General features: G+C 58.0%; 22 protein-coding genes and 3 pseudogenes. 11 read left to right on the top strand and 14 right to left on the bottom strand.

Going from position 1 to position 21,224, the window contains the following annotated elements:
- Positions 1-11: 11 nt before the first annotated feature.
- On the top strand, positions 12-1,820 hold the full coding sequence (locus ACQY4M_RS06485; RefSeq protein ID WP_428542283.1) for an ABC-F family ATP-binding cassette domain-containing protein: 1,809 nt from the start codon (positions 12-14) through the stop codon (positions 1,818-1,820).
- On the opposite strand, the gene ACQY4M_RS06480 is transcribed toward ACQY4M_RS06485, so the two are convergent.
- The 4 genes from ACQY4M_RS06480 to ACQY4M_RS06465 all read right to left on the bottom strand — a co-directional run bounded on the left by ACQY4M_RS06480 (position 1,817) and on the right by ACQY4M_RS06465 (position 5,540).
- Positions 1,817-2,572, bottom strand: a complete 756-nt coding sequence (locus ACQY4M_RS06480; protein ID WP_428542280.1) for an SDR family NAD(P)-dependent oxidoreductase — start codon at positions 2,570-2,572, stop codon at positions 1,817-1,819. The two genes, ACQY4M_RS06485 and ACQY4M_RS06480, sit on opposite strands and share 4 nt — an antisense overlap.
- Positions 2,573-2,677: 105 nt before the next feature.
- Positions 2,678-3,526 (bottom strand): TPM domain-containing protein, encoded by an 849-nt coding sequence (locus tag ACQY4M_RS06475; RefSeq protein ID WP_428542277.1) that lies wholly within the window; start codon positions 3,524-3,526, stop codon positions 2,678-2,680.
- A gap of 9 nt (positions 3,527-3,535) precedes the next feature.
- Positions 3,536-4,918 carry a pyridoxal phosphate-dependent decarboxylase family protein gene (locus tag ACQY4M_RS06470; RefSeq protein WP_428542274.1) on the bottom strand — a complete coding sequence of 461 codons (1,383 nt, stop codon included), beginning with the start codon at positions 4,916-4,918 and terminating at the stop codon, positions 3,536-3,538.
- A 40-nt stretch (positions 4,919-4,958) separates the two neighbouring features.
- A complete protein-coding gene (locus tag ACQY4M_RS06465; protein ID WP_428542568.1) occupies positions 4,959-5,540 on the bottom strand; it encodes a hypothetical protein in 582 nt (193 codons plus the stop codon).
- Between ACQY4M_RS06465 and ACQY4M_RS06460 the strand changes: the two are divergent.
- Positions 5,505-5,579, top strand: a pseudogene (locus ACQY4M_RS06460) (IS1595 family transposase); the annotation flags it as partial. The gene ACQY4M_RS06465 and the pseudogene ACQY4M_RS06460 overlap by 36 nt on opposite strands.
- A gap of 73 nt (positions 5,580-5,652) precedes the next feature.
- Positions 5,653-6,785, top strand: a protein-coding gene (locus ACQY4M_RS06455; protein WP_428539245.1) for an IS3 family transposase whose coding sequence is annotated in 2 segments (ribosomal slippage) — positions 5,653-5,905 and positions 5,905-6,785 — 1,134 coding nt in all. Because the reading frame shifts where the segments join, the coding sequence is not laid out codon by codon here.
- A 50-nt stretch (positions 6,786-6,835) separates the two neighbouring features.
- Here the strand turns inward: ACQY4M_RS06455 and ACQY4M_RS06450 are convergent.
- Positions 6,836-7,264: pseudogene (locus tag ACQY4M_RS06450) on the bottom strand (IS110 family transposase); the annotation flags it as partial.
- Positions 7,265-7,799: 535 nt separating this feature from the next.
- The gene (locus ACQY4M_RS06445) at positions 7,800-8,822 is read right to left on the bottom strand and encodes an IS110 family transposase (RefSeq protein WP_428541975.1); all 1,023 of its coding nucleotides are present in this window, start codon (positions 8,820-8,822) and stop codon (positions 7,800-7,802) included.
- A gap of 85 nt (positions 8,823-8,907) precedes the next feature.
- Between ACQY4M_RS06445 and ACQY4M_RS06440 the strand changes: the two are divergent.
- A pseudogene (locus ACQY4M_RS06440) lies at positions 8,908-9,456 on the top strand (thioesterase family protein); the annotation flags it as partial.
- On the opposite strand, the gene ACQY4M_RS06435 reads toward ACQY4M_RS06440, so the two are convergent.
- Positions 9,453-10,313 (bottom strand): helix-turn-helix domain-containing protein, encoded by an 861-nt coding sequence (locus ACQY4M_RS06435; protein ID WP_428542271.1) that lies wholly within the window; start codon positions 10,311-10,313, stop codon positions 9,453-9,455. The pseudogene ACQY4M_RS06440 and the gene ACQY4M_RS06435 sit on opposite strands and share 4 nt — an antisense overlap.
- A gap of 101 nt (positions 10,314-10,414) precedes the next feature.
- Here ACQY4M_RS06435 and ACQY4M_RS06430 point away from each other — a divergent pair, with 101 nt between their 5' ends.
- A complete protein-coding gene (locus ACQY4M_RS06430; protein ID WP_428542268.1) occupies positions 10,415-10,621 on the top strand; it encodes a DUF2061 domain-containing protein in 207 nt (68 codons plus the stop codon).
- Between the two features lie 66 nt (positions 10,622-10,687).
- Complete coding sequence (locus ACQY4M_RS06425) at positions 10,688-11,590, top strand: EamA family transporter (protein ID WP_428542265.1); 903 nt, start codon at positions 10,688-10,690, stop codon at positions 11,588-11,590.
- Between the two features lie 25 nt (positions 11,591-11,615).
- Here ACQY4M_RS06425 and ACQY4M_RS06420 read toward each other — a convergent pair whose 3' ends face one another.
- Genes ACQY4M_RS06420 through ACQY4M_RS06405 form a run of 4 tightly spaced genes read right to left on the bottom strand, consistent with a single transcriptional unit; the run spans position 11,616 to position 13,539 of the window.
- Entirely contained in the window at positions 11,616-12,107 is a 492-nt protein-coding gene (locus tag ACQY4M_RS06420) for a periplasmic heavy metal sensor (protein WP_428542262.1), read from the bottom strand.
- A 3-nt stretch (positions 12,108-12,110) separates the two neighbouring features.
- Positions 12,111-12,467, bottom strand: a complete 357-nt coding sequence (locus ACQY4M_RS06415) for a hypothetical protein (protein WP_428542259.1) — start codon at positions 12,465-12,467, stop codon at positions 12,111-12,113.
- Positions 12,457-13,044 (bottom strand): RNA polymerase sigma factor, encoded by a 588-nt coding sequence (locus ACQY4M_RS06410; protein ID WP_428542256.1) that lies wholly within the window; start codon positions 13,042-13,044, stop codon positions 12,457-12,459. The genes ACQY4M_RS06415 and ACQY4M_RS06410 overlap by 11 nt, the downstream gene beginning before the upstream one ends.
- Before the next feature lie 45 nt (positions 13,045-13,089).
- A complete protein-coding gene (locus tag ACQY4M_RS06405; RefSeq protein WP_428542253.1) occupies positions 13,090-13,539 on the bottom strand; it encodes an EF-hand domain-containing protein in 450 nt (149 codons plus the stop codon).
- Between the two features lie 138 nt (positions 13,540-13,677).
- Here ACQY4M_RS06405 and ACQY4M_RS06400 point away from each other — a divergent pair, with 138 nt between their 5' ends.
- Together ACQY4M_RS06400 and ACQY4M_RS06395 are read left to right on the top strand one after the other, a co-directional pair.
- The gene (locus tag ACQY4M_RS06400; protein WP_428542250.1) at positions 13,678-14,070 is read left to right on the top strand and encodes a DUF983 domain-containing protein; all 393 of its coding nucleotides are present in this window, start codon (positions 13,678-13,680) and stop codon (positions 14,068-14,070) included.
- A gap of 41 nt (positions 14,071-14,111) precedes the next feature.
- Positions 14,112-14,786 (top strand): NUDIX hydrolase, encoded by a 675-nt coding sequence (locus ACQY4M_RS06395; RefSeq protein WP_428542247.1) that lies wholly within the window; start codon positions 14,112-14,114, stop codon positions 14,784-14,786.
- A 325-nt stretch (positions 14,787-15,111) separates the two neighbouring features.
- On the opposite strand, the gene ACQY4M_RS06390 is transcribed toward ACQY4M_RS06395, so the two are convergent.
- Positions 15,112-16,494 (bottom strand): diguanylate cyclase, encoded by a 1,383-nt coding sequence (locus tag ACQY4M_RS06390; protein WP_428542244.1) that lies wholly within the window; start codon positions 16,492-16,494, stop codon positions 15,112-15,114.
- A gap of 94 nt (positions 16,495-16,588) precedes the next feature.
- Here ACQY4M_RS06390 and ACQY4M_RS06385 point away from each other — a divergent pair, with 94 nt between their 5' ends.
- From ACQY4M_RS06385 to ACQY4M_RS06375, 3 genes are all read left to right on the top strand, one after another.
- Positions 16,589-16,867 carry a DUF3572 domain-containing protein gene (locus tag ACQY4M_RS06385; protein WP_428542241.1) on the top strand — a complete coding sequence of 93 codons (279 nt, stop codon included), beginning with the start codon at positions 16,589-16,591 and terminating at the stop codon, positions 16,865-16,867.
- A gap of 51 nt (positions 16,868-16,918) precedes the next feature.
- Positions 16,919-18,340 (top strand): tetratricopeptide repeat-containing sulfotransferase family protein, encoded by a 1,422-nt coding sequence (locus ACQY4M_RS06380; protein WP_428542238.1) that lies wholly within the window; start codon positions 16,919-16,921, stop codon positions 18,338-18,340.
- Between the two features lie 75 nt (positions 18,341-18,415).
- Complete coding sequence (locus ACQY4M_RS06375) at positions 18,416-19,459, top strand: IS5 family transposase (protein WP_428539227.1); 1,044 nt, start codon at positions 18,416-18,418, stop codon at positions 19,457-19,459.
- A 191-nt stretch (positions 19,460-19,650) separates the two neighbouring features.
- On the opposite strand, the gene ACQY4M_RS06370 is transcribed toward ACQY4M_RS06375, so the two are convergent.
- Positions 19,651-20,709 carry an efflux RND transporter periplasmic adaptor subunit gene (locus ACQY4M_RS06370; RefSeq protein ID WP_428542235.1) on the bottom strand — a complete coding sequence of 353 codons (1,059 nt, stop codon included), beginning with the start codon at positions 20,707-20,709 and terminating at the stop codon, positions 19,651-19,653.
- A complete protein-coding gene (locus ACQY4M_RS06365; RefSeq protein ID WP_428542232.1) occupies positions 20,709-21,224 on the bottom strand; it encodes an efflux RND transporter periplasmic adaptor subunit in 516 nt (171 codons plus the stop codon). The genes ACQY4M_RS06370 and ACQY4M_RS06365 overlap by 1 nt, the downstream gene beginning before the upstream one ends.

Genomic DNA, 21,224 nt, shown 5'->3' with positions numbered 1-21,224 from the left:
AGCCAACCCACATGGCAAGAGCACCTTTATTACAACTGACCGACATATCATTAACCTTTGGCGGGGATCCGGTGTTTTCCGGCCTGTCGCTGGTCGTGCAACCCGGCGACCGTGTGGCGCTGGTCGGGCGCAACGGCTCGGGCAAATCCACCCTGATGAAGGTGATGGCCGGACTGGTCGAGGCCGACAGCGGCGCGGTGGTTACATCGCCCGGCGTCAAGGTCGGCTATATGGAACAAGACCCTGATTTTGCTGGGTTTACAACGCTTGGCGACTATGCCTCCAGCGGGTTGATGGAGGGCGAGGATTATCTGGTCGAGCGCGTGGCCGAGGGGCTGAAGTTTGATCCTGCCGGCGCGGTTTCCACCGCTTCTGGCGGCGAACGGCGCCGCGCGGCATTGGCAAAACTGCTGGCCGAAGCGCCGGAACTCATGCTGCTGGACGAGCCAACGAACCATCTGGATATTCAGGCCATCGGCTGGCTCGAGGATTATCTGAAAACCACACGCACCGCCTATGTCATTATCTCGCATGACCGTGCATTTCTGAATGCATTAACTCGCGCAACCCTTTGGATTGACAGGGGAATGGTGCGCCGCCAGGAAAAAGGGTTTGCCGCATTCGAAGCCTGGCGCGACAAGATGTGGGAAGAAGAGGACGACGCCCGCCACAAGCTGAACCGCAAGATCAAGGCCGAGGCACGCTGGGCGGTTGAAGGCATTTCCGCCCGCCGCAAACGCAATCAGGGCCGCGTGCGCGCCTTGCAGGAATTGCGCGCAACGCGATCGGCCCAGATCAAACGCCAAGGCACGGCGGAGATGGTGCTTGAGGCTGGACAGAAATCCGGCAAAAAGGTGATCGAGGCGATTGATATTTCCAAGAAATATGATGGAAAAACAATCGTTTCCAATTTTTCCCTGAAAATCCAGCGCGGCGATTGCATCGGCTTTGTCGGCCCCAACGGGGTGGGGAAAACCACGCTGCTGAACATGCTGATTGGCCGCCTTGAACCCGATAGCGGCACCGTGTCGCTTGGCACCAATCTGGATATCGCGCTGTTTGACCAGAACCGCGCGCAACTGGATCCGGACGTCAGCCTGTGGGAATCCATGACCGGTGATATGGATCTGCGCGTTTCGGGCAAGGCCGATCAGGTGATGGTGCGGGGCAATCCGCGCCATGTGGTCGGATATCTGAAGGATTTCCTGTTTGACGAGGCCCAGATGCGTGCGCCTGTTCGCTCGCTTTCGGGCGGGGAAAAGGCGCGGTTGCTGCTGGCGAAAATCATGGCGCGGGAAAGCAATCTGCTGGTGCTGGATGAACCCACCAACGATCTGGACGTGGAAACGCTCGATTTGTTGCAGGAACTGCTAACCGATTATAAAGGCACGGTTTTGCTGGTCAGCCACGATCGTGATTTTCTGGACCGCGTGGTGCGCACCACCATCGCGATGGAGGGCGACGGCAAGGCCACGGTCTATGCCGGTGGCTGGTCCGATTACCAGTCGCAACGCGGTGCTGTGACGGGTGGCGACAAACCGGAAAAGAAGAAAAAGCAAACCAAATCCATATCGGCAGATAAACCCGCCGAAACCGGATTGTCCTTTGTGGAACAACACCGGCTAGAGGAATTGCCAGCCGTGATCGAACGGCTGGAGGCCGAGATCAACAAACTGGCCGATTTCCTGTCGGACCCCGATATGTTCACCAAGGAGCCGATGAAATTCCAAAAGGGCACAGATGCGCTGGTGGAACGTCAGGCAATGCTGGACGCGGCCGAGGAAGAATGGATGATGCTTGAGGAAAAAGCGTCGAGTTAACGCATCCTTAGCGCCCCGTCGATCCGGATCACTTCGCCGTTCAAATATCCGTTTTCAATGATGAATTTCACCAGCGCGGCATATTCCGAAGGCTTGCCCAACCGCTTTGGAAAGGTCACATCCACAGCCAACCCGTCGATAATTTCCGGCCCCAGCCCTTCTAGCATCGGCGTCAGGAATATCCCCGGTGCAATCGCCATTACGCGGATGCCGTTGCGGGCCAGATCGCGTGCCACGGGCAGTGACAGCCCTGCGATGCCCGCTTTGGACGCCGCATAGGACGCTTGGCCCATTTGTCCGTCAAAGGCTGCGATAGAGGCCGTGTTGACGATCACACCGCGCGCGCCGTCCTGATCCGGTTCATTGTTCGACATTTCTGCCGCCGCCAGCCGCAGCACATTGAAGGTGCCCACCAGATTGATATCGATGGTGCGCTTGAAGCTGTCCAGCCGGTGCGGCCCGTCACGGCCTACGGTTTTTTCGCCGCTGGCAATGCCTGCACAGTTCACACAGGCATTGATCCTGCCCATATGTGACACTGCGGCTTTGATCCCCGCTGCAACGCTGTCTTCATCCGTTACATCTACCTTGGCAAAGCCCGCGCCGATTTCGTCGGCCACATCGGCACCACGTTCGGTATCACGGTCAAAGATCACCACTTGGGCACCTGCATTGCGCAAGCTGCGTGCGGTCGCTTCGCCAAGGCCCGAGGCCCCGCCGGTGATGATGGCTGCTGTCTGGTCAATTTCCATGGGGACCTCCGGTTAAATGAACATACGTTCAGTTAAGGGAAGTTGCGCCCATCTGTCCAGTGATTGTTCGGAAAAGTCCCACGCGTTCAGTTTTTCAATTCCATCCTACCAACGCCCCGATGCACCACCACCAGATGACGAGCCACCGCCAAACCCGCCACTGGAAGACGTCGAGGAGGTTGCGAGACGGGGGATAATATATGTGTCGGTTTTGTAGTAATCGCAATAGTCGCAGGTCGTGGTGCTTTTGCCTTGTCCGGCAGTGGTGCTGGTGGCGGAATACAGGGTCTCGCGTTTGCGACGCAGGCCGTTGCGGCCGCAATTGGGGCATTTTTTGAACCTGAGCAGCAGATCGCCAATCTTGCGCCGAAGGGAAAACAACACAAAGCCGGCCATTGCGATGAAAATGGCTATGGGCCCATCTGATTTACCCGAAGGTTCGGAATCTGCCGGCTCGGGACGCCCTTGCGCAAAGGGCAGGGCAATGCGGCGGATGATTTCGGTGGTGCCGCGTTCGATCCCCTGGGCGTATTTGTCATTGCGAAACGAGGGCAGGAAATAATCATCGATGGTTTCCTGTGCGGCGCGGTTAAAGCCGGTGCCGTACCCGCTGCCCAGCTCCACCTGCATTTCGCGGTCATTGCGGATCACAAGGATCAGAATGCCGTCGTTGCGCTTGGCATTGCCAATGCCCCATTTATTGAACAGACCAGTGGCGAAATATTCCAGACTGGGGCTGTCGCCATAGGTTTTTCGGCTGTCGATGGTTAGCACCGTGGCCTCGACATCGTGATCCTGTCGCAAGGCCATCAATTGATCCGTCAGACGCTTTTCCGTCTGCTCGTCAATGATATCGGCGTAATCGTTCACATAGGCAGTTTCAAAATCGGGGTAGTTTTGGGCGTAAGTGAATGTCGGGAGTAAAATGAATAAAAATGCTAAAATACGGGCCATTCGGGCCTCCTAGGTTAAATCCTTTAAGACTGTGGGTATCATCATCACATCATCACGGGTGCAGTCAAACTGGCCGACCTGCACACGGATCACGAATTGCCCCCTGTGCCGCGTCTGGGTCAGGTAGATGCGGCCATCATCATTGATGCGGGACAGCAGGGCTTCGGTTTCGCTATCACTGTCATTGTAGCGGAAGGTGAACAGGGAAAAAGAACGTGGGGTAGCAATTTTGAAATTCGGTATTTGCGCAATAGTTTCAAGGCATTCCTGTGATAAGTTGATGTGGTTTCGGATGCGGTTGCGCAACCCTTCCAGCCCATAGGCGCGCAGGGTGAACCACAGTTTCAGCGCGCGGAACCGGCGACCCAGCGGCACGGTCCATTCATTGTAATTGGTGATTTCATCCTGCCCCAGCGTGTTCAGATATTCCGGCCGCAGGCCCAGCGTGTTGATCTGTGGCGCGGGATCGCGCAGGAACTGAACAGCACAATCAAACTGTGCGCCCAACCATTTATGCGGGTTGAAAACGATGCTGTCGACGCCTTCAATCCCGTCCCACAGGAAACGGAACTCGGGACAGATCATTGCGGATCCGGCCCATGCGGCATCCACGTGGGTATAGAGGTTATGCGCCTTGGCCACGGCAATGGTGGCGCGGATATCGTCACAGGCCCCGATCGAAGTGCCGCCGGTGCAGGCGATCACGCCGGCGGGCAGGAACCCTGCGTCCAGATCGGCGTGGATGGCCGCATCCAGTGCATCTGTATCCATCGCGAAACCCTCAGTTGTGGGGATTTTCACCAGATTGTCCTGCCCGATCCCGGCAATTCGTGCACCTTTGTCGATGCTGGAATGGGTTTCGCCGGACGCATAGAGGCGCAGGCGGGGCAGGGCAGAGAGGCCCGCTTTGTTGCCTTGCCAGTCCAGCGCTCGTTCGCGCATGGTCAGGATGGCGGCCAGCGTGGCGGTGGTGGCGCTGTCGTGGATGGTGCCGGTGAATGCATCGGGCAGGCCCATGGCATCGCGCAACCAGTTGATCATCACCGCTTCGATTTCATTGGCGGCAGGCGCCGTTTGCCAGAGCATGGCCTGACCTGCAATCGCGTTGGCCAGCTGTTCCGCCAGCATCGAGGCGGGCGAGGCATTGGCGGGGAAATAGGCAAAGAAACGCGGGTGCTGCCAATGGGTTGTCGCACCGGGGACGATGGTTTCAAAATCGGCAAAGATCTGTTCCATCGGTTCGGCCTGCTCGGGCGCTTGCGCGGGCAGTTTCGCGGCCACGTCACCGGGGGTCAGTTGCGGGCGCACCGGTTGGTCGCGCAGGGTTTTGTGATAGTCCCGCGCCCAATCGGCGGCACGTTTTGACCAGTGGTTCAGTTCATCATGATTCATGACCATGATAGGGCCATGCGGGTGCGGCTTTGGCAAGCCCTTATGACTTGTTCCACCACCGTTGTTTATAGGTCGATATCCGCGCCGCCCGCGCACGGCGCGATGCGGTGGATTTGCGGTAATTCCAGGTGATACCACCCCCTAGGATCAACATAATCAGCACCCCGGCCCCCCATGTGTAGTAAGGCGGGGTGGCGGTTTCCGGTGACCGGTCTGCGGGGGGAAACTTGGGTTCTGATTTACCTGCCAGCTTATCCGGCAATTCGTTCAACAGGGCCGTTAACGCATAGATATGGGCGTTCTTTGCATTGAATTTGCGCAGCAGGGGAAGGGCAGCCTGCTTCATGGCCGCCCGGATTCTGTGCTGCTGTACCGGCGTGTAACCATTGCCGAATACCACCCTGATCTGCGGGCTGTCAGCGTCATAGACCAGCAGGATACTGTCAGGGATTGCAGGCAGCCCGAGGTTGCGGAAAACATCTAGCGCATAAAAGGTAAAACCGCGCGGATTGGTGGATATTTGTGCTTGGGGCTGACCCAGATAACCTAAAAAGAGGTTATGATGGGAAGCATGAGAAAGAGTCGCCTGAGCCACTACAAGCAAGACCGTCTTACGGAGCATTTTGTTTCGGGATCGACAGCACGAACAGCAGCCAGTTTGTGTGGTGAGAGGTGGTCGCGGAAATTCGGACCAGTTGTTAAGGTGGATCGACTTATGAGAAAGACGATTCAAAATGACGAAACGAAAGAACCATTCTCCCGAATTCAAAGCCCGCGTTGCGCTTGAAGCAATCCGCGAGGAAATGACGATGGCGGAGCTGTCGAAGAAGTATGGTGTGCATCCAACCCAGATTGGCACATGGAAACGAGCAGCGATTGAAAACATGGCCACGGCATTTTCCAGACGGGGCCGTGATCCTGATCGGGTTGATGAAGCCCAGATTGAGAAGCTGCACTCCAAGATTGGTCAGCTGGTCGTGGAACGGGATTTTTTAGCCAACGCCTCGCAACAGTTGCTCGGGAAGCGAGGCAAAAAATGGTGAGCCGTGAGCATGATCTGAGTGTGCGACGACAATGCGGGCTACTTTCTCTGGCGCGCTCGAACCTGTATTACCAGCCAAAAGGCGAAAGTGCTGAAAATTTGCGGTTCATGACAATAATCGACAAGCAATTCTTGCAGACGCCGTGGTATGGATCACGGCAAATGGCCCGGCACATGCAGCGCCAAGGTTACAAGTGTGGTCGCCACAGGGTCCGCCGTTTGATGCGGCTGATGCGGTTGGTTCCGATCTACCAGACGCCCAACACGAGCAAGAAACATCCGCAGCATAAGATCTACCCGTATCTGCTGCGAGACCTGACGATTGATCGTCCAAACCATGTGTGGTGCGTAGATATCACCTACATTCCGATGCAGCGCGGGTTCCTCTATTTGGTCGCGATCATGGACTGGCACAGCCGCAAGGTTTTGAGCTGGAGATTGTCAAACAGCATGGAGGCAGATTTTTGCGTTGAAGCCCTGAAAGAGGCTATGGCCAAATACGGCAAGCCCGATATCATGAACAGCGACCAGGGCAGCCAGTTCACCGGGTTTGAATGGACGCAGGCGCTGAAAGAAGCCGACGTGAAAATCTCGATGGATGGCAAAGGTCGCTGGGTCGATAACCGGATGATCGAGCGGCTTTGGCGATCCTTGAAATACGAATGCATTTACCTCAACGCATTTGAAACGGGTTCGCAGACCCGCGCCGGGATCGGGAAATGGTTGGCTTACTACAACACCGAGCGCCCGCATTCCACCCACGGAATATTGACCCCGGATGAAGCCTATGACAGAAAAACAAAACCAATGAGTTTGGCAGCCTAAATGAAACCCTGATCCATCTTAAACTGGCTGCTGACTGGTCAAAAAAGTGGGACCACCTCTGTGACCTGCCGGACCAGAATATCGCGGGTGCGGTGTTGCATCAAGATGGCTTGGTGTTCTTCGGTCTTGGCTGGCACAAAGCGCATGGTCGGCCGGGTTACAGCCTCGCATATTGCTTCCGCATCTGCGGCATCCGTCTTTTGACGCTTGATGTAGGGCTTGACATAAGAAGGTGGCATCAGACGCACATTATGGCCCAGACGTGTCAGCTCACGCGCCCAGAAGTGGGCTCCGGCGCAGGCCTCAATGCCAATCAGACAGGAATTCAGCAGCCTAAAGAATGAAAGAACCTGGCTGCGGCGCAACTGGCGTCGGACAATCACTTGCCCTTGTATATCAATGCCGTGCACCTGAAAAACATTCTTGGCAATGTCGAGGCCGACGGTGACGATAGCCTCTGCTTGTAGTTTCTTGTTCATGATCCTCTCCTTGTGAAGCACTTCTACGGCCCTCACTTTGCCATAGTGAGTTGACGGAAGCAGGGGCCATCCACGCCATCAGTGGAACAACAGGGCGAAGGGCCGGTTTCGGTGGCGTTGCAAACTGCGATGCAAGCCGAGTCTGACCGGTTGATCAGCGACGGTGCGATTACAGCGGAGGGGATCGCAGAGGTATTGCGCAACGGGCTGGGGCTGTGCTGGGCGATGTCAGGGCTGGATATGCCGCAGGACGCGGCAATGGTGGCCATGTGTGGATGGCTCCTTTTTTGCAAGGGTTAATTTGAAGTTTTGATCATTGCGGTTGCGGTCATGTGTTCGGCCTGTTGGCGCGGTACGTTTGACCGCTGGCCCTGATGAAGTCCGCGTCGCCTGGGTCCCAATCATGGAGACGAGCTTTTATGCCCGGGCTACCGATACGGGGTGTCCCGGCGGCGGCTTTCGTTGATCATCATCATTCATCTTTGCCCTCGCAACTCGGTGCGGCGAACCCGTATCCCGGTCGCTGCGATTCCTGTCAGTTGACTGCCGGGCGGCGATAAACATCTCCGCGCAACAGCACGGCCCAGATGATGCGCGCTGTTTTGTTGGCAATGGCAACCGTGACCACACGCGCGGGCTTTTTATCAAGCAATCTGCGGATCCAGATGCCGGTGGCGCTGTCGTCGCGTCCGACTCTGCGAATGATCGATGTGGCACCATTTACCAGCAGAGTTCGCAGATAGGGATCGCCCATTTTGGATATTCGGCCGAGCCTGTCCTTGCCTCCTGACGAATTCTGCCTTGGTACGAGCCCGAGGAAGGCCGCGAACTGGCGCCCCGACGCGAAGGCAGCCGGGTCCGGAACGCTTGCGGCCATAGCGGTTGCCGTGATGAACCCGACGCCCGGGATCGTCTGTAACCGCTGGCTCACCGCACTTTGTCGATGCCAGGCACGCAGCTGATTATCGAGCGAACGGATTTCTACGGTGAGCGTCTCAAGCTGACGGGCAAAACCCAGCAACGCCGTACGCGCGACCTCCGGCAGGTCGTCATGCTCTCCGTCCTTCATGGCCTTCGCCATTCTTACGACATGTTGCGGCCCCTGTGGCGCAATGATGCCGAATTCGGCCAGATGGCTGCGAAACGAATTGAGCATCATGGTCCGTTGCCGGATCAGCAACTTTCGCGTCCGGTGCAGCACCATGACACCCTGTTGCCCAGGCGTCTTGATCGGTACAAAGCGCATGTTCGGGCGTGTTACGGCCTCGCAGATCGCCTCGGCATCTGCCATGTCGTTCTTTTGCCGTTTGACATAGGGTTTGACATAGGCGGGCGGGATCAGCCGCACATCATGGCCGAGCGCCGCAATCTCCCGCGCCCAGAAATGGGAGGTACCGCAAGCTTCTATTCCCACAAGACAAGGCGGCAACGCGCTCATGAACTCCAGAACGGCATTGCGGCGCAATTTCTTCATCAGCACAATCTGTCCTGCAGCATCAACGCCGTGAAGCTGAAAAACAGACTTTGCCAGATCGATCCCGAGTGTTGTAATCTCCATTGTGGATGGCTCCTTCTCTTATTGGTTTGCGACAGCACCAATATGGCACATTGCGATGCCGGCGGGTGGAGCCATCCACCCCATCATGTTGCGCGCGCTCAAGGCACAGGATGCGGGGGCAGGGGCGGTGCTGAACCGCTTTGACGCGGCGCAGGCGGAACCGATGCTGGACATCAAACAGCCGCTCCCGACTGTGACCCGCACCGTGCCGCTGGACTGGACCGATTATAACGGCCACATGAACGAGGCACGCTATTTACAGGCCTTTGGTGACGCCACCGACCGCTTTATGGAAATCATCGGTTGTGACGCCGAATATATCGCGTCAGGCGGTAGCTATTTCACCGTGGAAACCCACATCCGCCACCTGGACGAAGTCCACGCAGGCGCGCGGATACGGATCGAAACCCAATGCCTGCTGGGCGAGGGTAAAAAAATGCAGCTGTTTCACCGGATGTATGAGGGGGACCGGTTGCTGGCCACGGGGGAGCACATGCTGATCCATGTCAGTCTGGACACCCGCCGGGCCTCGGTTCCGGCAGATCAAATTATTGCGCGATTGGGCGAGATTGCGACAGCTCACGCGGCGTTGGATCGGCCGGACGGGGCGGGTATGGCTATAGGAACCCCCTAACGGATATCCGCCCTGAGTTTGCGCAAATACTCCGGCACATCGCGCGGCGATACCACGCTTTCGCGGACCAGCCAGTCGAAATGGCCGATCAGCCCCTGCACCCGTTCCTTGTCGCGAAACGCCAGATAGTTGCGGCCCAGATAGATCACCGCCAGCAGTGGGCCGAAGATGCTGATTGGGGCGGAAAACAGGCGTCGTGCGTCAAACAGGAATAACCGCAAGGACGGGTATAGCTGGTCGTGCAATTCCAGCATCCGGTCGATCTGGGCGCGGCGGACATTTGCGGGCAGGCTGGTGTAATACCCCTCGCCACGGGCAAATGAGTTAAGTTCGTGCAGGGGCAGGGCGATTTCATAATCGGACGATGTGTTGCGCATCCAGTCCAGCAGATCGGTGGCAGCACCAGTGGCCTGTTCGGGTGATCGGCCCAGTTGTGGTTCGTATTCCCATGCCAGCAAGTCGGGTGTTTTCAGCATATCGGGCAGGGTGGCCGGAACGTGGCGGATTTTGTAACCGGCGGCTTCCTGATGCCAGTTGAAGATCTCCGCGTCCACCAGTGCGCGCGAGGCGGGCGTTATGCTCATCGCCGAGGCCAGCAGATCGACCGCCATTTCCGGATGTTCCGCCAAACCCAGCAACCAGTCTGCCGACACCCCCAGTGCGGCGGCGCATTCGCCCACCACCTGCGCATTTGGCAGGCGGGTGCCTTGCCCCTTTAGCAATTGCGAGATGGTCGAACGATCCACCCCCACCGCCCGCGACAGGGCGCTGCGGGACATTCCGCTATGCTCTAATGCTTGCGTAAGACGGGTGCGAAACAGGGCGGCGCGATCACGTTTGTCGGTTTTATTCTGCATTGGTGGATTAATCCTGCAATGGGGTATAAATGTTTTTCATACGCTGAATACACAAAAAACCGCGTTCGGGATAGACCTGTTGTGAAGGGAATATCACCGAAATGGACACACCGAAACGCACATGGGTCAAGGCGCTTTGCTGGCAGTTGCTGGGCTTGGTCACCATGTCGGCGGTTGGCTATGGCTTTACCGGATCCATGCGGGTTGGCGGGGTGATGGCAATGGCCAACGCGGCGGTCGGATTGATGACCTATATCGGTTACGAGCGTCTGTGGGCGCGGATTGGCTGGGGGCGCAAGGGCGCCTGACCCTTGACACTGCACCCTCGACACTGCTCCCTCGACATGGCCGCGCGAGCCTGCCACTAAGCGGGCATGGAACTCTGGATACCGATCACCATTGCTGCGGCCTTTTCGCAGAACCTGCGGTTCATGCTGCAAAAGCACCTGAAATCGACACGCCTGTCGGTGGCGGGGGCGACATTTGCGCGTTTCCTTTATTCCGCGCCGCTGGTGGCGTTGATTGTGGTGGTCTACATGCAGTTGCGCGGGTTCGACCTGCCGCCGGTTCAGCCGGTGTTCTGGGCCTATGTGGTGATTGGCGGCATGGGGCAGATCATCCGCACGATGTGTGTTGTGGCGCTGTTTTCGCAGCGCAATTTCGCAGTCGGGCTGACCTTCAAGAATACCGAAGTGATCCTGTCGGCGCTGGTCGGGTTTATCGTGCTGGGCGAGGGGCTATCGCTGTGGGGCGTGCTGGCGATTGTGATCGGTTTCGTCGGGTTGATCCTGTTGTCGGATGCGCCCGGCAACAGCGGCCCCCTGTTGCGCCGTATCTTCAACCCTGCCGCCGGTCTGGGCCTGTTGTCGGGCCTGTCTTTTGCCGTTTCCGCCGTGGCCTATCGCGGCGGGGTGCTGGCCTTGGGCGAGGGGGATACTTTCCTGCGGGCCAACCTGACATTGGCAGTGGTGACGGCGTTTCAAAGCGTTGTGCTGGCGGTCTGGCTGCTGGCGCGCGAACGCGGACAAATCACACAGGTGTTGGCATCGTGGCGCGTGGCGGGGCTGATGGGGATCATGTCGATGATTGGCAGCCTGTGCTGGTTCACCGCCTTTGCCCTGCAAACGGTGGCCTATGTCAAAGGGCTGGGGCAGGTGGAACTGTTGTTCGGGGCGCTGGCGTCCTATTTCTATTTCAAGGAACGCAGCACATGGCGCGAGGTGGCAGGTATTGTGATCCTGCTGGTGTCGATCCTGCTGCTGGTGCTGGCGATATAACCGGTGCGGCGGGGTGAACCCTGCCCTACGGGGTGCGGCGGCGGCGAAGGGTGAGTTGCAGGCGTTCGGCAAAGGCGCGGCGTTCTTCAACAGTCATGGAATCCAGCCGTTCCAGTAACAACCGTTGCCCAATCTGCTGGCGTTTCAATCCCAGCGCCTGTTGTTCGGCGATCAATCCGTGCACCGCATCGCGGTCGTACTCTTCGGCCTGCAAGGCAAGGATCAGGGCCTGAAAGGTTTCCTTTATCTTTGGCAGGTTTTGTCGCAGCGATCCCGCCTCGCGCCGCAGGGCTTCGCCGATGATCTTGCGGTCTTGCGGGCTGAGGGCGCGGGAATAGGGGCCATAGCTGGCGTCGCGCAGGTCGCGCGGTTGCTGTGCGTCCCCGCGGTGGGTGTAAACCATCGCCCCGACCGCGCCCAGAATCAGCATATTCAGCCCCAGCGAGACCGCCAGCAAAACCTTGACCCAGCGGCCGGTCGATACTTTGGTTTTCACGTCGCCCATGTTGTCGCCCATGTCTTATCCTTCCACGAAATCATCGCCAAAGGCGGGCAGAAGATCAACCAGATAGGCATCATCAGTGCTGCCCAGAACCTCGGCGGTGATTTGTTCCAGCGGGGCAGGCGGGCTGATGCCGATCCAGATCCCCACCAGCGTTGCTGTGACCATGCCCGCGGCAGTCGGCCAGCCGCCAATCGCGGCCCATAGGCTGGCAAACAGCCCGGGTTGCGTGGCAGGGGCGGGAACATGCGCCAATTGCTGCGCCTCGGCATCGGCCAGCACACGCGCCATCAGATCGCCCGAAGGTATCTTTGTTACCTTGCGTCCTGCATCGAAATAGGCGTCCAGCCCGAATTCGTCATGTTTATCCGTCATCCTGATACCCCAGTTCTGCGCGTCGTCCGGCCAAAGCGGCGGCCAATGCGCGTTTGCCCCGGGCGGTCAGACTTTCGACCGCCTCGACGCTGATTTCCAATATCTGCGCGATTTCGGGGTTTGTTGCCCCCTCGATATGGCGCAGCACCACCGCTTGCCGCTGGCGTTCGGGCAGGGTGGCCAATGCCGCTTGCAGGGCCGCTGCCCGCTCGGCCTCGATCATTGTTTCGGATGCCGAGGGCCGTTCGTCCACAGGCTCGGGTACGGCCTCGAGCGCCACACCGCGTTTCTTGCGCATGCGATCCGTGCACAGGTTGCTGACCACACGATAAAGCCAGGTTGTGACCTTGGCCTCGCCCTGTCGCCAGTCTGGTGCGATTTTCCACAGGCGTAACATGGCCTCTTGCGCCACATCCTCGGCCTCGCTCGCGTCGTTCAACAGTCGCGCGGCATAGCCCAGAACCATCGGCGTCAGGCGCATGGTCAGCGCCCGCGCCGCATCCGCGTCCCCGTTTGCATAGAGCACAAGCAGGGCATCATCCGGCACATCGTTCATGGCGTCAAAGGGCATGGTCATTGTCCTGTTGCCTAACGTGTTACCCTGCTTGCGGCAATATCGCGGTTACTCGGTCGCCGGTTTGCCCGCGCGGTGCATGCGCCACTTGGCCTTGGCGGCGGCGAATTCTTCGGCCGTTACAGCGCCATCGCCATCGGTATCAACCCGCGCAAACAGGCGATCCCCCACATTGTTGGCGCGCATTTCTTCCATGCTGAGCATACCGTCGCCGTTGGCATCGCGTTTTTCAATCATCCGGTTGATGCGCTGTTCCATCCTTGCACGACCCTGTGCCATCATCTCGTCCGCTGTCAGCATCCCGTCGCCATTGGCGTCAGCCTTGGCAAATCGGGCCTGCCCGCGGGTGGCCATTTCATCCTTGGTCAGGCGGCCATCGCCATTTGTGTCCAGTTGCTCGAAACTGATCCGCCCGATGCCGCCGGGGTTGGCCTGGGCAATGCCCGCGATCCCCAAACCGGCCGCTACAAGGCCCGCAATCCAATATGTTTTGGTCATGTTGTCGTCCTTTTATTTAACCGTCATTACAAGGTTAAACGCACCTGTTGCGGTTTTCCGTCGCGCATGGGCAAAGAAATGCTGCACGCGTTTTGAATTTGCGCTAAACAGAGCAGGCGAACAGGAAAGGCAGAATAAATGACCACCACCACCGATGGCGGACAAGACCACCCCATGCGCCCCGCGATGTTTCGTGGCTGGCGCCGCAAATGCCCCAATTGCGGGTCAGGCCCGATGCTTTCTGGCTATTTGAAAGTGCGCGATACCTGTGCGGTTTGCGATGAACCGCTGCACCACCATCGCGCCGATGACGGGCCGGCCTATCTGACCATCCTGTTTGTCGGTCACCTGATGGCGCCGCTGATCCTGATTGCCTTCGTTAAATACCGCCCCGCGCCAATCGTGCTGGCGACAATATTCACGGTTGGCTGTGTGGCGCTTTCGCTTTACCTTCTGCCCAGACTGAAGGGCGTGATCGTGGCCATCCAATGGGCCAAACGCATGCACGGGTTTGGCGAAGACACTGCCTGACCCGTCATACGCCCGACCAAAGACAAGACAAAGGGCGGCCAATGGACAAGACAGCAATTCGCAATGCGGCAACCGTGATCATGGTGCGGGATGCGCAAACGGATCCGCGTATCCTGATGGGACAACGCGGGTCCAAAGCCGCCTTTATGCCCAACAAATTCGTTTTTCCCGGCGGGGCGGTGGATGCTGGTGATGCCGACATCCCGCTGGCCACCCCGTTGCAGGATCGCTGTATCGCGCAACTGTCGCACGAAACCGACCCCGCGCTGGCCACAGCCGCCATCCGCGAGGTTTGGGAGGAAACCGGTCTGATACTGGGTGAATCCGGCACATGGCCAACGCCCCCGCCCAAGGATTGGGCCAGTTTTGCGGCTGCCGGTTATCTGCCTTCGGCCGCTGGCCTGACCTTTGTGTTTCGTGCCATCACCCCGCCGGGGCGCCCGCGCCGGTTTGACGCGCGGTTCTTTATGGTAGACGCGGACCGGCAGGTTTGTGGCGATGTGGACGACTTCACCCACGCCTGTGACGAGCTATCGCATCTGCAATGGATTAAACTGGACGATGTGCGTCACTTTGATCTGCCGTTTATCACACAGGTGGTTATGGCCGAAGTGACAAACCTGATCCGCAACGGGGAAACACCTGACACAGTGCCGTTTTTCCGCAATGATGACGAGGAAAGCCTGTTTTTGCGGTTGGGTGGGGCGCGCCCTTAAACAAAATGACGGGACGGGCGATGGCGTATTACATCGCCTCTCGTAGATCGGGGCGACGGTTGCTGTGGGGGTGTTGGCGCTGTTGGGCGAGGACCCACCGCCTGCATGGCTTTCGCCGCCGTCAGGGGTGAATTATGCGGTGGTTTTACTGGGGGAGAGCGCGCGCCGGATCGGGGTGGTGCATGTGGGGCAGGTCAGCAGGCTTGAATGAAAACCGGCCTATGGGATCCCTTTTGATCATGCCCTGCCAGTAATCGCCATGGCTATGCAATCACGGCCTCTCTGGTAGGCCATGATAAGAATTACAACAAAAAGTCGACACGCCTTAGGCTGCAGACAGGCTGATCGTGACCTGATTGCGCCCGTCCGATTTGGCGGCATAAAGCGCACGGTCAGCCAGTTCGAGCAAATGCTCGACGCTGCGGACGTCATCATGCAGCCCGCCCATAGCAACCCCGATTGACATGGAAACCGGTATAACGGTGTTGCCGTCATCCATCTGCACCGGTGTTTCATCGACAATGCGGCACAGCCGTTCGGCGGCATGGCGGGCCTGATCCAGCTGAGTGTCAGGCATCGCCACCAAAAATTCCTCGCCGCCGATACGGGCCACCATATCGACGCCGCGCAGGTTGTCCTTGATCCGGTTGGCGATCTCTTTCAAAACCACATCGCCGGCGCTGTGGCCGTAGGTGTCGTTGATATTCTTGAACCGGTCCAGATCCAGTACCATCACCGCGAAAGGACGTCCGGTTTCTTTGGCCCGCTGGGCAATCCGTAACAGATGCGGTTCGGCATAGCGGCGGTTGTATAGCCCCGTCAGCGGGTCAATCACCGCCATGCGCAACCCGTCATGTACGGTTTTACGCAAACGGTCGGACTGACGTTTGCGCCGGATCTGGGTTTTCAGTCGCAGGGCCATTTCATCGGGGTCGAATCCATCGACCATCAGATCATTTGCGCCAAGGTCCAGTGCAGTCGACGCCTTGTGGGGCGCGTCCTTGGGGATCACCATCAGGATGGCGCTATGGCGCGTGTTCGGGCGGCTGCGCAATTCCGACATCAGACGCAGCCCTTCGTCGGGTTTGTTTAAATCACAGGCAATCACATAGACATCCGGCGCATGGGTGCCATGGCTGCTGAGCAAGGCTGTTTCCTTGGTGAAGACCACAAATTGATCGGCGAGTTTCTGGGAAAGGGCGTTTTTCCACTTCAACGCTTTGTTAAACTGGCCGGCAATGATGGCTATGGTTGCCGGCTGATCAAAATTTTCGGCGTCTTCGGCAAATCCTAATGCTTGGCGCGTGTTATCACGCAGACGCAATTCTTCAGTCGTATCACGGGCACGCAACAGGCTGCGTACACGGGCAAGCAGGATTTGTTCATCCAGCGGCTTTGTCATGAAATCGTCGGCCCCGGCACGCAAGGCTTCCAGCCGCGAGGGGCTGTCATGCTTGGCTGTTACCACGATGATCGGAATCCCTGCGGTGAGAGGGTCGCTTTTCAAGACCTTGCAAACTTCGATCCCGTCCATATCGGGCATCAACAGGTCAAGCAGGATCAGGTCAGGTAAATCTTTGCGGGCACGCGCAATGGTCTCGGCCCCGCACGAGGCCTGCGAGACCTCGTAACAGGCCTCCATAAGGTTCACTTTCATGACGATGCGATTTGTTGCAACGTCGTCTGCAATCAGGATACGTCCCGCCATTTCACTCTCACTTGTTAAATAGTTTCCTGTTCTGATTTAGTTTTTGGGTCAGATAGGTTAACAAATAGTTTCCAAAGCAGTAACAGAGTGTGAAATGGACAATAAACAAGCGGAAGTTCGCGCATTAAGTGTGTTGATCTGGCTGGTTGGCAACGAAGAGTTGCTACCGGTATTTCTGGGGGCCACCGGTGCCAGCGAATCCGATCTGCGCGCGCGGGCCGGAGAATCAGAGTTTCTTGGCTCGGTTCTGGATTTTGTGATGATGGATGATGCCTGGGTGATGGCCTATTGCGATGGCGAGGGGCTGCCATATGAAACCCTGATGCGGGCGCGGCAGGCCTTGCCCGGCGGGGCCGATGTGAACTGGACCTAAGTTGGGCCTGCACCTATATTGCAGGGATAATAAACACGGGCAGGGCAGAACATGGCGACCAATGCTAAAGCTTTGGCAGACAAGATAATGGCGCAAATGCAGGCTGGTGATTTCGCTCGCGCTGTCAAAGGCACTAAAACCGCGCACAAGAAATTCCCCAAAGAGCCGTATTTCGCCAATCTAGCCGGTATGGCGCTGGCGCAAGCGGGGAACGAACGCGAGGCGGCCCTGTTTTTCAACAAGGCGCTGCGCATGGCGCCTAAAGATCAGAATTACCAGAACAATCTGGTGCAGGCGCTGGTGATGTCGGGGCAGCATGAAAAGGCTCAGGCGCTGATTGGCAAGCTGTTGGCCAAACGGGCGGATACGTCCGATCTGTATTACCAACTGGCCATGTCGCAGATGCGATCCGGTAATGGGGATATGGCATTAGATTCTTTGGTTAAGGCATTGGAGGCAAACCCGTCCCACGCCAAGGCGCATAACCTGCGGGGTATCATTTACAGCGAAATGGGCCGTGATGCGGATGCGGTGGCGGACTATGAGGCCTCATTGGCCATTGCCCCTGACAATCCGGAAACCCTTGCCAATCTCAGCCTGCCATTGTCGCGGTTGAACCGCGAAGAAGAAGGCTTGACCGCGCTTGAGCGGGCCTTGCGGATCAACCCGTCACATCTGGCATCAATGCAGCGATATGCATCCCAGTTGAACGAATTGGGGCGCAAGGAGGAGGCAAAGGCGGCGTTGCATACATTATCGGCAGCCTATCCCGCGCAGGGCGATGCCATGCATCAGCTGGCCCAGATACAGACGGCAGAAGAAAATGCCGCCTTGTTGCCGTTGATCGAAAAGGCGTTGGCAAAAATGCCGAACAACGCACCGGACCGGGTTGCGTTGAACTTTGCCCTTTCGGTGATCCACTGGCAGGCCGGTGACATAGTTGCCGCCGCGCGGGCGTTAAAGGCCGCGAACGGGCAATACGCCCGCCAGCATCCGTTCGATATGGCGCGCGAGACGCAAGAGATGGCGGATATACTGGCGCTGTTTCCAATTGGGTCCCCGCCAGCAATCTCCAGGTCCGCGGATGGCCCGACACCTGTCTTCGTGATCGGCCAGCCCCGATCCGGCACCACCCTGACGGAACAAATCTTAACCTTGCACCCCGAGGTTGCCGGTTTTGGGGAACTGGCTACAGCGGGGCGTTTGGTCGAATCTGTGTTGCAAGGCGGGCAAGGGTTTGATCCGGAGGGTTTTGCTGCGGACTATATTCAGTCCCTGCCTGATCTTCCGGAAACCGCCAGCGCCTTTGTTGACAAGATGCCTGCCAATTACCGTTATGTCGGGTTTCTGGCGAGCGCCTTGCCGCAGGCCCGGTTTGTCTGGCTGCAACGTGATCCGCGCGATGTGGCGCTGTCGATGTGGCGGGCCTATTTTCCAAGACCGGCAATGGGATATACCTTTGGGAACCTCTAAAAATCCCCCAAAATCCGGCCTGACGGGGTAGAATCGTCATCAGGATGAAAATGATTCGACCGACGGGGTTTTGTCATGGGTCAGATGGGATTTTTTGATCTTTCCAGCCGATACGCGGGACTGGACAAATCTGGTGATCCGCTGGTGTTGCTCAACGACATGGTGCCGTTCGAGGATTACCGGGACGAGCTGAAGGCCATATGGCGCACGCCGCCCGAACAGCGCAAATCCAACGCTGGCCGCCCGCCTTGGGATGAGGTGCTGATATTCAAGACGATGGTTTTGCAGCAGCTCTACAACCTCTCTGACGATCAGATCGAGTATCAGATCCGCGACCGCCTGTCGTTCATGCGGTTTCTCGGCCTTGGCATTGAAGACAGCGTACCTGACGCCAAGACCATCTGGGCCTACCGTGAAAGGCTGGCCGGGGCCGGGAAGATGAAGGAGCTGTTTGACAAGTTCGATGCCTTTCTGCGCGAAAAGGGCTATCTGGCGATGGGCGGGCAGATTGTTGATGCGAGCATCGTTCCGGCGCCGCGCCAGCACAACAAAAGGGACGAGAACGAGAAAATCAAGGCGGGCGAAACGCCTGAAGAGTGGGAGGAAAAACCCCACAAGAAGCGCCAGAAGGACGTGGATGCGCGCTGGACGAAGAAGCACGGCAAGAGCTATTACGGCTACAAGAACCACATCAATGTCGACCGGCGGCACAAATTCATCCGCGCTTATGATGTCACCGATGCCGCCGTGCATGACAGCCAGGCGCTTGCCGGTCTGATTGATGCGAGCAACACCTCATCGGACCTGTGGGCCGACAGCGCCTATCGCTCGCAAAAGATCGAAAGCGAGCTGGAAGAGCGGGGGCTTCACAGCCATATCCATCACAAGGGCAGGCGCGGCAAGCCGCTTGGCGAGCGCCAGCAAAAGGCCAACCGGAGGCGCTCGAAAGTGCGGGTCCGGGTCGAGCATGTATTCGCTTTTCAGGAGCGCTCCATGGGCGGCAAGCTGATCCGCTCCATCGGCCTGAAGCGGGCGCGATTTCGCATCGGGATGATGAACCTGGTCTACAACATGAAGCGCTTCGTCCAGTTCGAATGCGGCCTGGCGGCGCCGGGATAAGGGTTCATGGGGTGAGGTGTGCCTGAAATACCCAAAACCGGCTTGAAACCGGTGAAAATGGGTTTATGATCCGAAGCAATCAGGCGGGACAGGCGAAAAACCGTCCACCCCGCCGCGAAGAAGGCGAAAACGGGAATTTACAGAGGTTCCCTTATGGTTAAGCGCCCAGTCGGACAGGTTGAAACGTTCGCTCATTTGCCTACGCGCGGGCCAACGATCTGCCCGTCCTTGATTGAGTGGATGCCCTTGGTCAGGATTTCCTGATTGATCTGCAAGCCCGAGGTCACAATGCTGCGCGCAGCAACGGCATGACCAAGGGTGATCGCCGTTTTACGGGCAATGCCATCGGGGCGCGAAATAACCCAGACGAAGGGTTTGCCGTCTTCACGCAATATCGCGCCGGTGGGGATGGTCATCACCTTGATATCTTCAAGCTGTGGTTTTGCCTTGACCAGCGCGCCGATACGGAATTCCTCGGGCGCGTTCAGAAGGGTGAAATGGCCACGACGGGTGCGGGTACGGGTGTCGGCCACCGGATCGACGGATCGCAAGCGGATTTGTGCGTGCACAGTGCTGACAGCCAGCAGAGTGGCGTCAAACAGGGCCTGTTCGGGTAAAATCGCAAGTTCGGATTCCGTCAGGTCAATCACCACTTCGCGCTCGTTGGTGGCGGCCAGACGGATCACCGGCTGACCGGCAGAAACCGAGGCGCCGGGTTCGGCAAAAACCCGTGTGATAACCCCGTCATGGGGCGCGCGCAAAACGGCAGAATCAAGAATATCCTCGGCGCGGATCAGGGCTGCTTTGGCCTGTTCCAGTCGCGCTTTGGCGGCGGCAAACTGGCGCTCTGCGTCCTCCAGTCGCGTTTGGCTTTCGACACCCCGCTCAACCAGTATCTTCTCGCGATCCAGTGCGTCCTGTGCCGATTTCAATCCCTGCGTAGCAATCACCACACCCGCACGCGCCGCCCATGCACCGGCCTCAAGAGCTTCGGGGTCCAGTTGGGCCAGCACATCGCCTTCTTTCACCGTATCCCCAAGGGAAACAGGACGGCTGGCGATGGTACCCGAGGCCGGAAAGCCCAGATCAACCTCGATTCTGGCTGAAACGGTGCCGATGAAATCACGTGCCGTTTCCGGGCCTTCACCGATAATCTCGGAAACCACCGGACGGGGTGTTTCCTGTGCAATAACAGGGTGGACCATTGGCAAGACCAATGCGGCAATCAGGAACAGGGACCGTATTTGCATCACTTGCCTCCGTTCAGGCGGACAAGGCGCCCGGGGTACAACAATTGGGCGCCACTGGTGACGACAATATCGCCGGTTTCAAGACCGTCGCTGATCATGATCGTGCCGTCCGAATAACGGGCGATGCCGATAGGGGTCAGGGTGGCGCGCATCGTGTCAGGGTTCACCACCCAGACCGCAGGGGTGCTTTCGATGGCGGACAGGGCGCTATAGGGGACGATAATCTGGTCGGGGTGCGGGATTGTGATGCTGGCTTTTACAGCCGCACCGTAAGTGACTTGCCTGGGGGGGGTGTCGACACCGACGCTGACCTCGATAGTGCCGCGACGCGGATCAACCAGAGGGGAAACCTTGCGGACGCGGCCCTGAAAACGCACTTCGGGATTGTCGAGCAGGGATAATTCAATGGTCAGATCCTTGGGGGTGCGGGTGGGCAGATCCTCGGGCGTGTCGAAAAACTGGGTAGTGTCGCGAGTTTGGTGGAAATTCGAGGACGGCGTAATCTCCGGGTGCAT

This window comes from Profundibacter sp., assembly GCF_965277155.1.
Lineage (GTDB): Bacteria > Pseudomonadota > Alphaproteobacteria > Rhodobacterales > Rhodobacteraceae > Profundibacter.
Note: the sequence above shows the minus strand (reverse complement) of the source record. Positions and strands in the feature narration are given on the sequence as shown.

Coding starts and splice junctions, on each gene's coding strand:
- ACQY4M_RS06485 (WP_428542283.1), top strand. CDS start 12: ATGGCAAGAGCACCTTTATTACAACTGACCGACATATCATTAACCTTT.
- ACQY4M_RS06370 (WP_428542235.1), bottom strand. CDS start 20,709: ATGCAAATACGGTCCCTGTTCCTGATTGCCGCATTGGTCTTGCCAATG.
- ACQY4M_RS06400 (WP_428542250.1), top strand. CDS start 13,678: ATGACCACCACCACCGATGGCGGACAAGACCACCCCATGCGCCCCGCG.
- ACQY4M_RS06420 (WP_428542262.1), bottom strand. CDS start 12,107: ATGGGCGACAACATGGGCGACGTGAAAACCAAAGTATCGACCGGCCGC.
- ACQY4M_RS06375 (WP_428539227.1), top strand. CDS start 18,416: ATGGGTCAGATGGGATTTTTTGATCTTTCCAGCCGATACGCGGGACTG.
- ACQY4M_RS06435 (WP_428542271.1), bottom strand. CDS start 10,313: ATGCAGAATAAAACCGACAAACGTGATCGCGCCGCCCTGTTTCGCACC.
- ACQY4M_RS06475 (WP_428542277.1), bottom strand. CDS start 3,526: ATGGCCCGTATTTTAGCATTTTTATTCATTTTACTCCCGACATTCACT.
- ACQY4M_RS06380 (WP_428542238.1), top strand. CDS start 16,919: ATGGCGACCAATGCTAAAGCTTTGGCAGACAAGATAATGGCGCAAATG.
- ACQY4M_RS06405 (WP_428542253.1), bottom strand. CDS start 13,539: ATGACCAAAACATATTGGATTGCGGGCCTTGTAGCGGCCGGTTTGGGG.
- ACQY4M_RS06390 (WP_428542244.1), bottom strand. CDS start 16,494: ATGGCGGGACGTATCCTGATTGCAGACGACGTTGCAACAAATCGCATC.
- ACQY4M_RS06465 (WP_428542568.1), bottom strand. CDS start 5,540: ATGCTCCGTAAGACGGTCTTGCTTGTAGTGGCTCAGGCGACTCTTTCT.
- ACQY4M_RS06410 (WP_428542256.1), bottom strand. CDS start 13,044: ATGACCATGCCCTTTGACGCCATGAACGATGTGCCGGATGATGCCCTG.
- ACQY4M_RS06445 (WP_428541975.1), bottom strand. CDS start 8,822: ATGGAGATTACAACACTCGGGATCGATCTGGCAAAGTCTGTTTTTCAG.
- ACQY4M_RS06395 (WP_428542247.1), top strand. CDS start 14,112: ATGGACAAGACAGCAATTCGCAATGCGGCAACCGTGATCATGGTGCGG.
- ACQY4M_RS06430 (WP_428542268.1), top strand. CDS start 10,415: ATGGACACACCGAAACGCACATGGGTCAAGGCGCTTTGCTGGCAGTTG.
- ACQY4M_RS06385 (WP_428542241.1), top strand. CDS start 16,589: ATGGACAATAAACAAGCGGAAGTTCGCGCATTAAGTGTGTTGATCTGG.
- ACQY4M_RS06425 (WP_428542265.1), top strand. CDS start 10,688: ATGGAACTCTGGATACCGATCACCATTGCTGCGGCCTTTTCGCAGAAC.
- ACQY4M_RS06365 (WP_428542232.1), bottom strand. CDS start 21,224: ATGCACCCGGAGATTACGCCGTCCTCGAATTTCCACCAAACTCGCGAC.
- ACQY4M_RS06470 (WP_428542274.1), bottom strand. CDS start 4,918: ATGAATCATGATGAACTGAACCACTGGTCAAAACGTGCCGCCGATTGG.
- ACQY4M_RS06415 (WP_428542259.1), bottom strand. CDS start 12,467: ATGACGGATAAACATGACGAATTCGGGCTGGACGCCTATTTCGATGCA.
- ACQY4M_RS06480 (WP_428542280.1), bottom strand. CDS start 2,572: ATGGAAATTGACCAGACAGCAGCCATCATCACCGGCGGGGCCTCGGGC.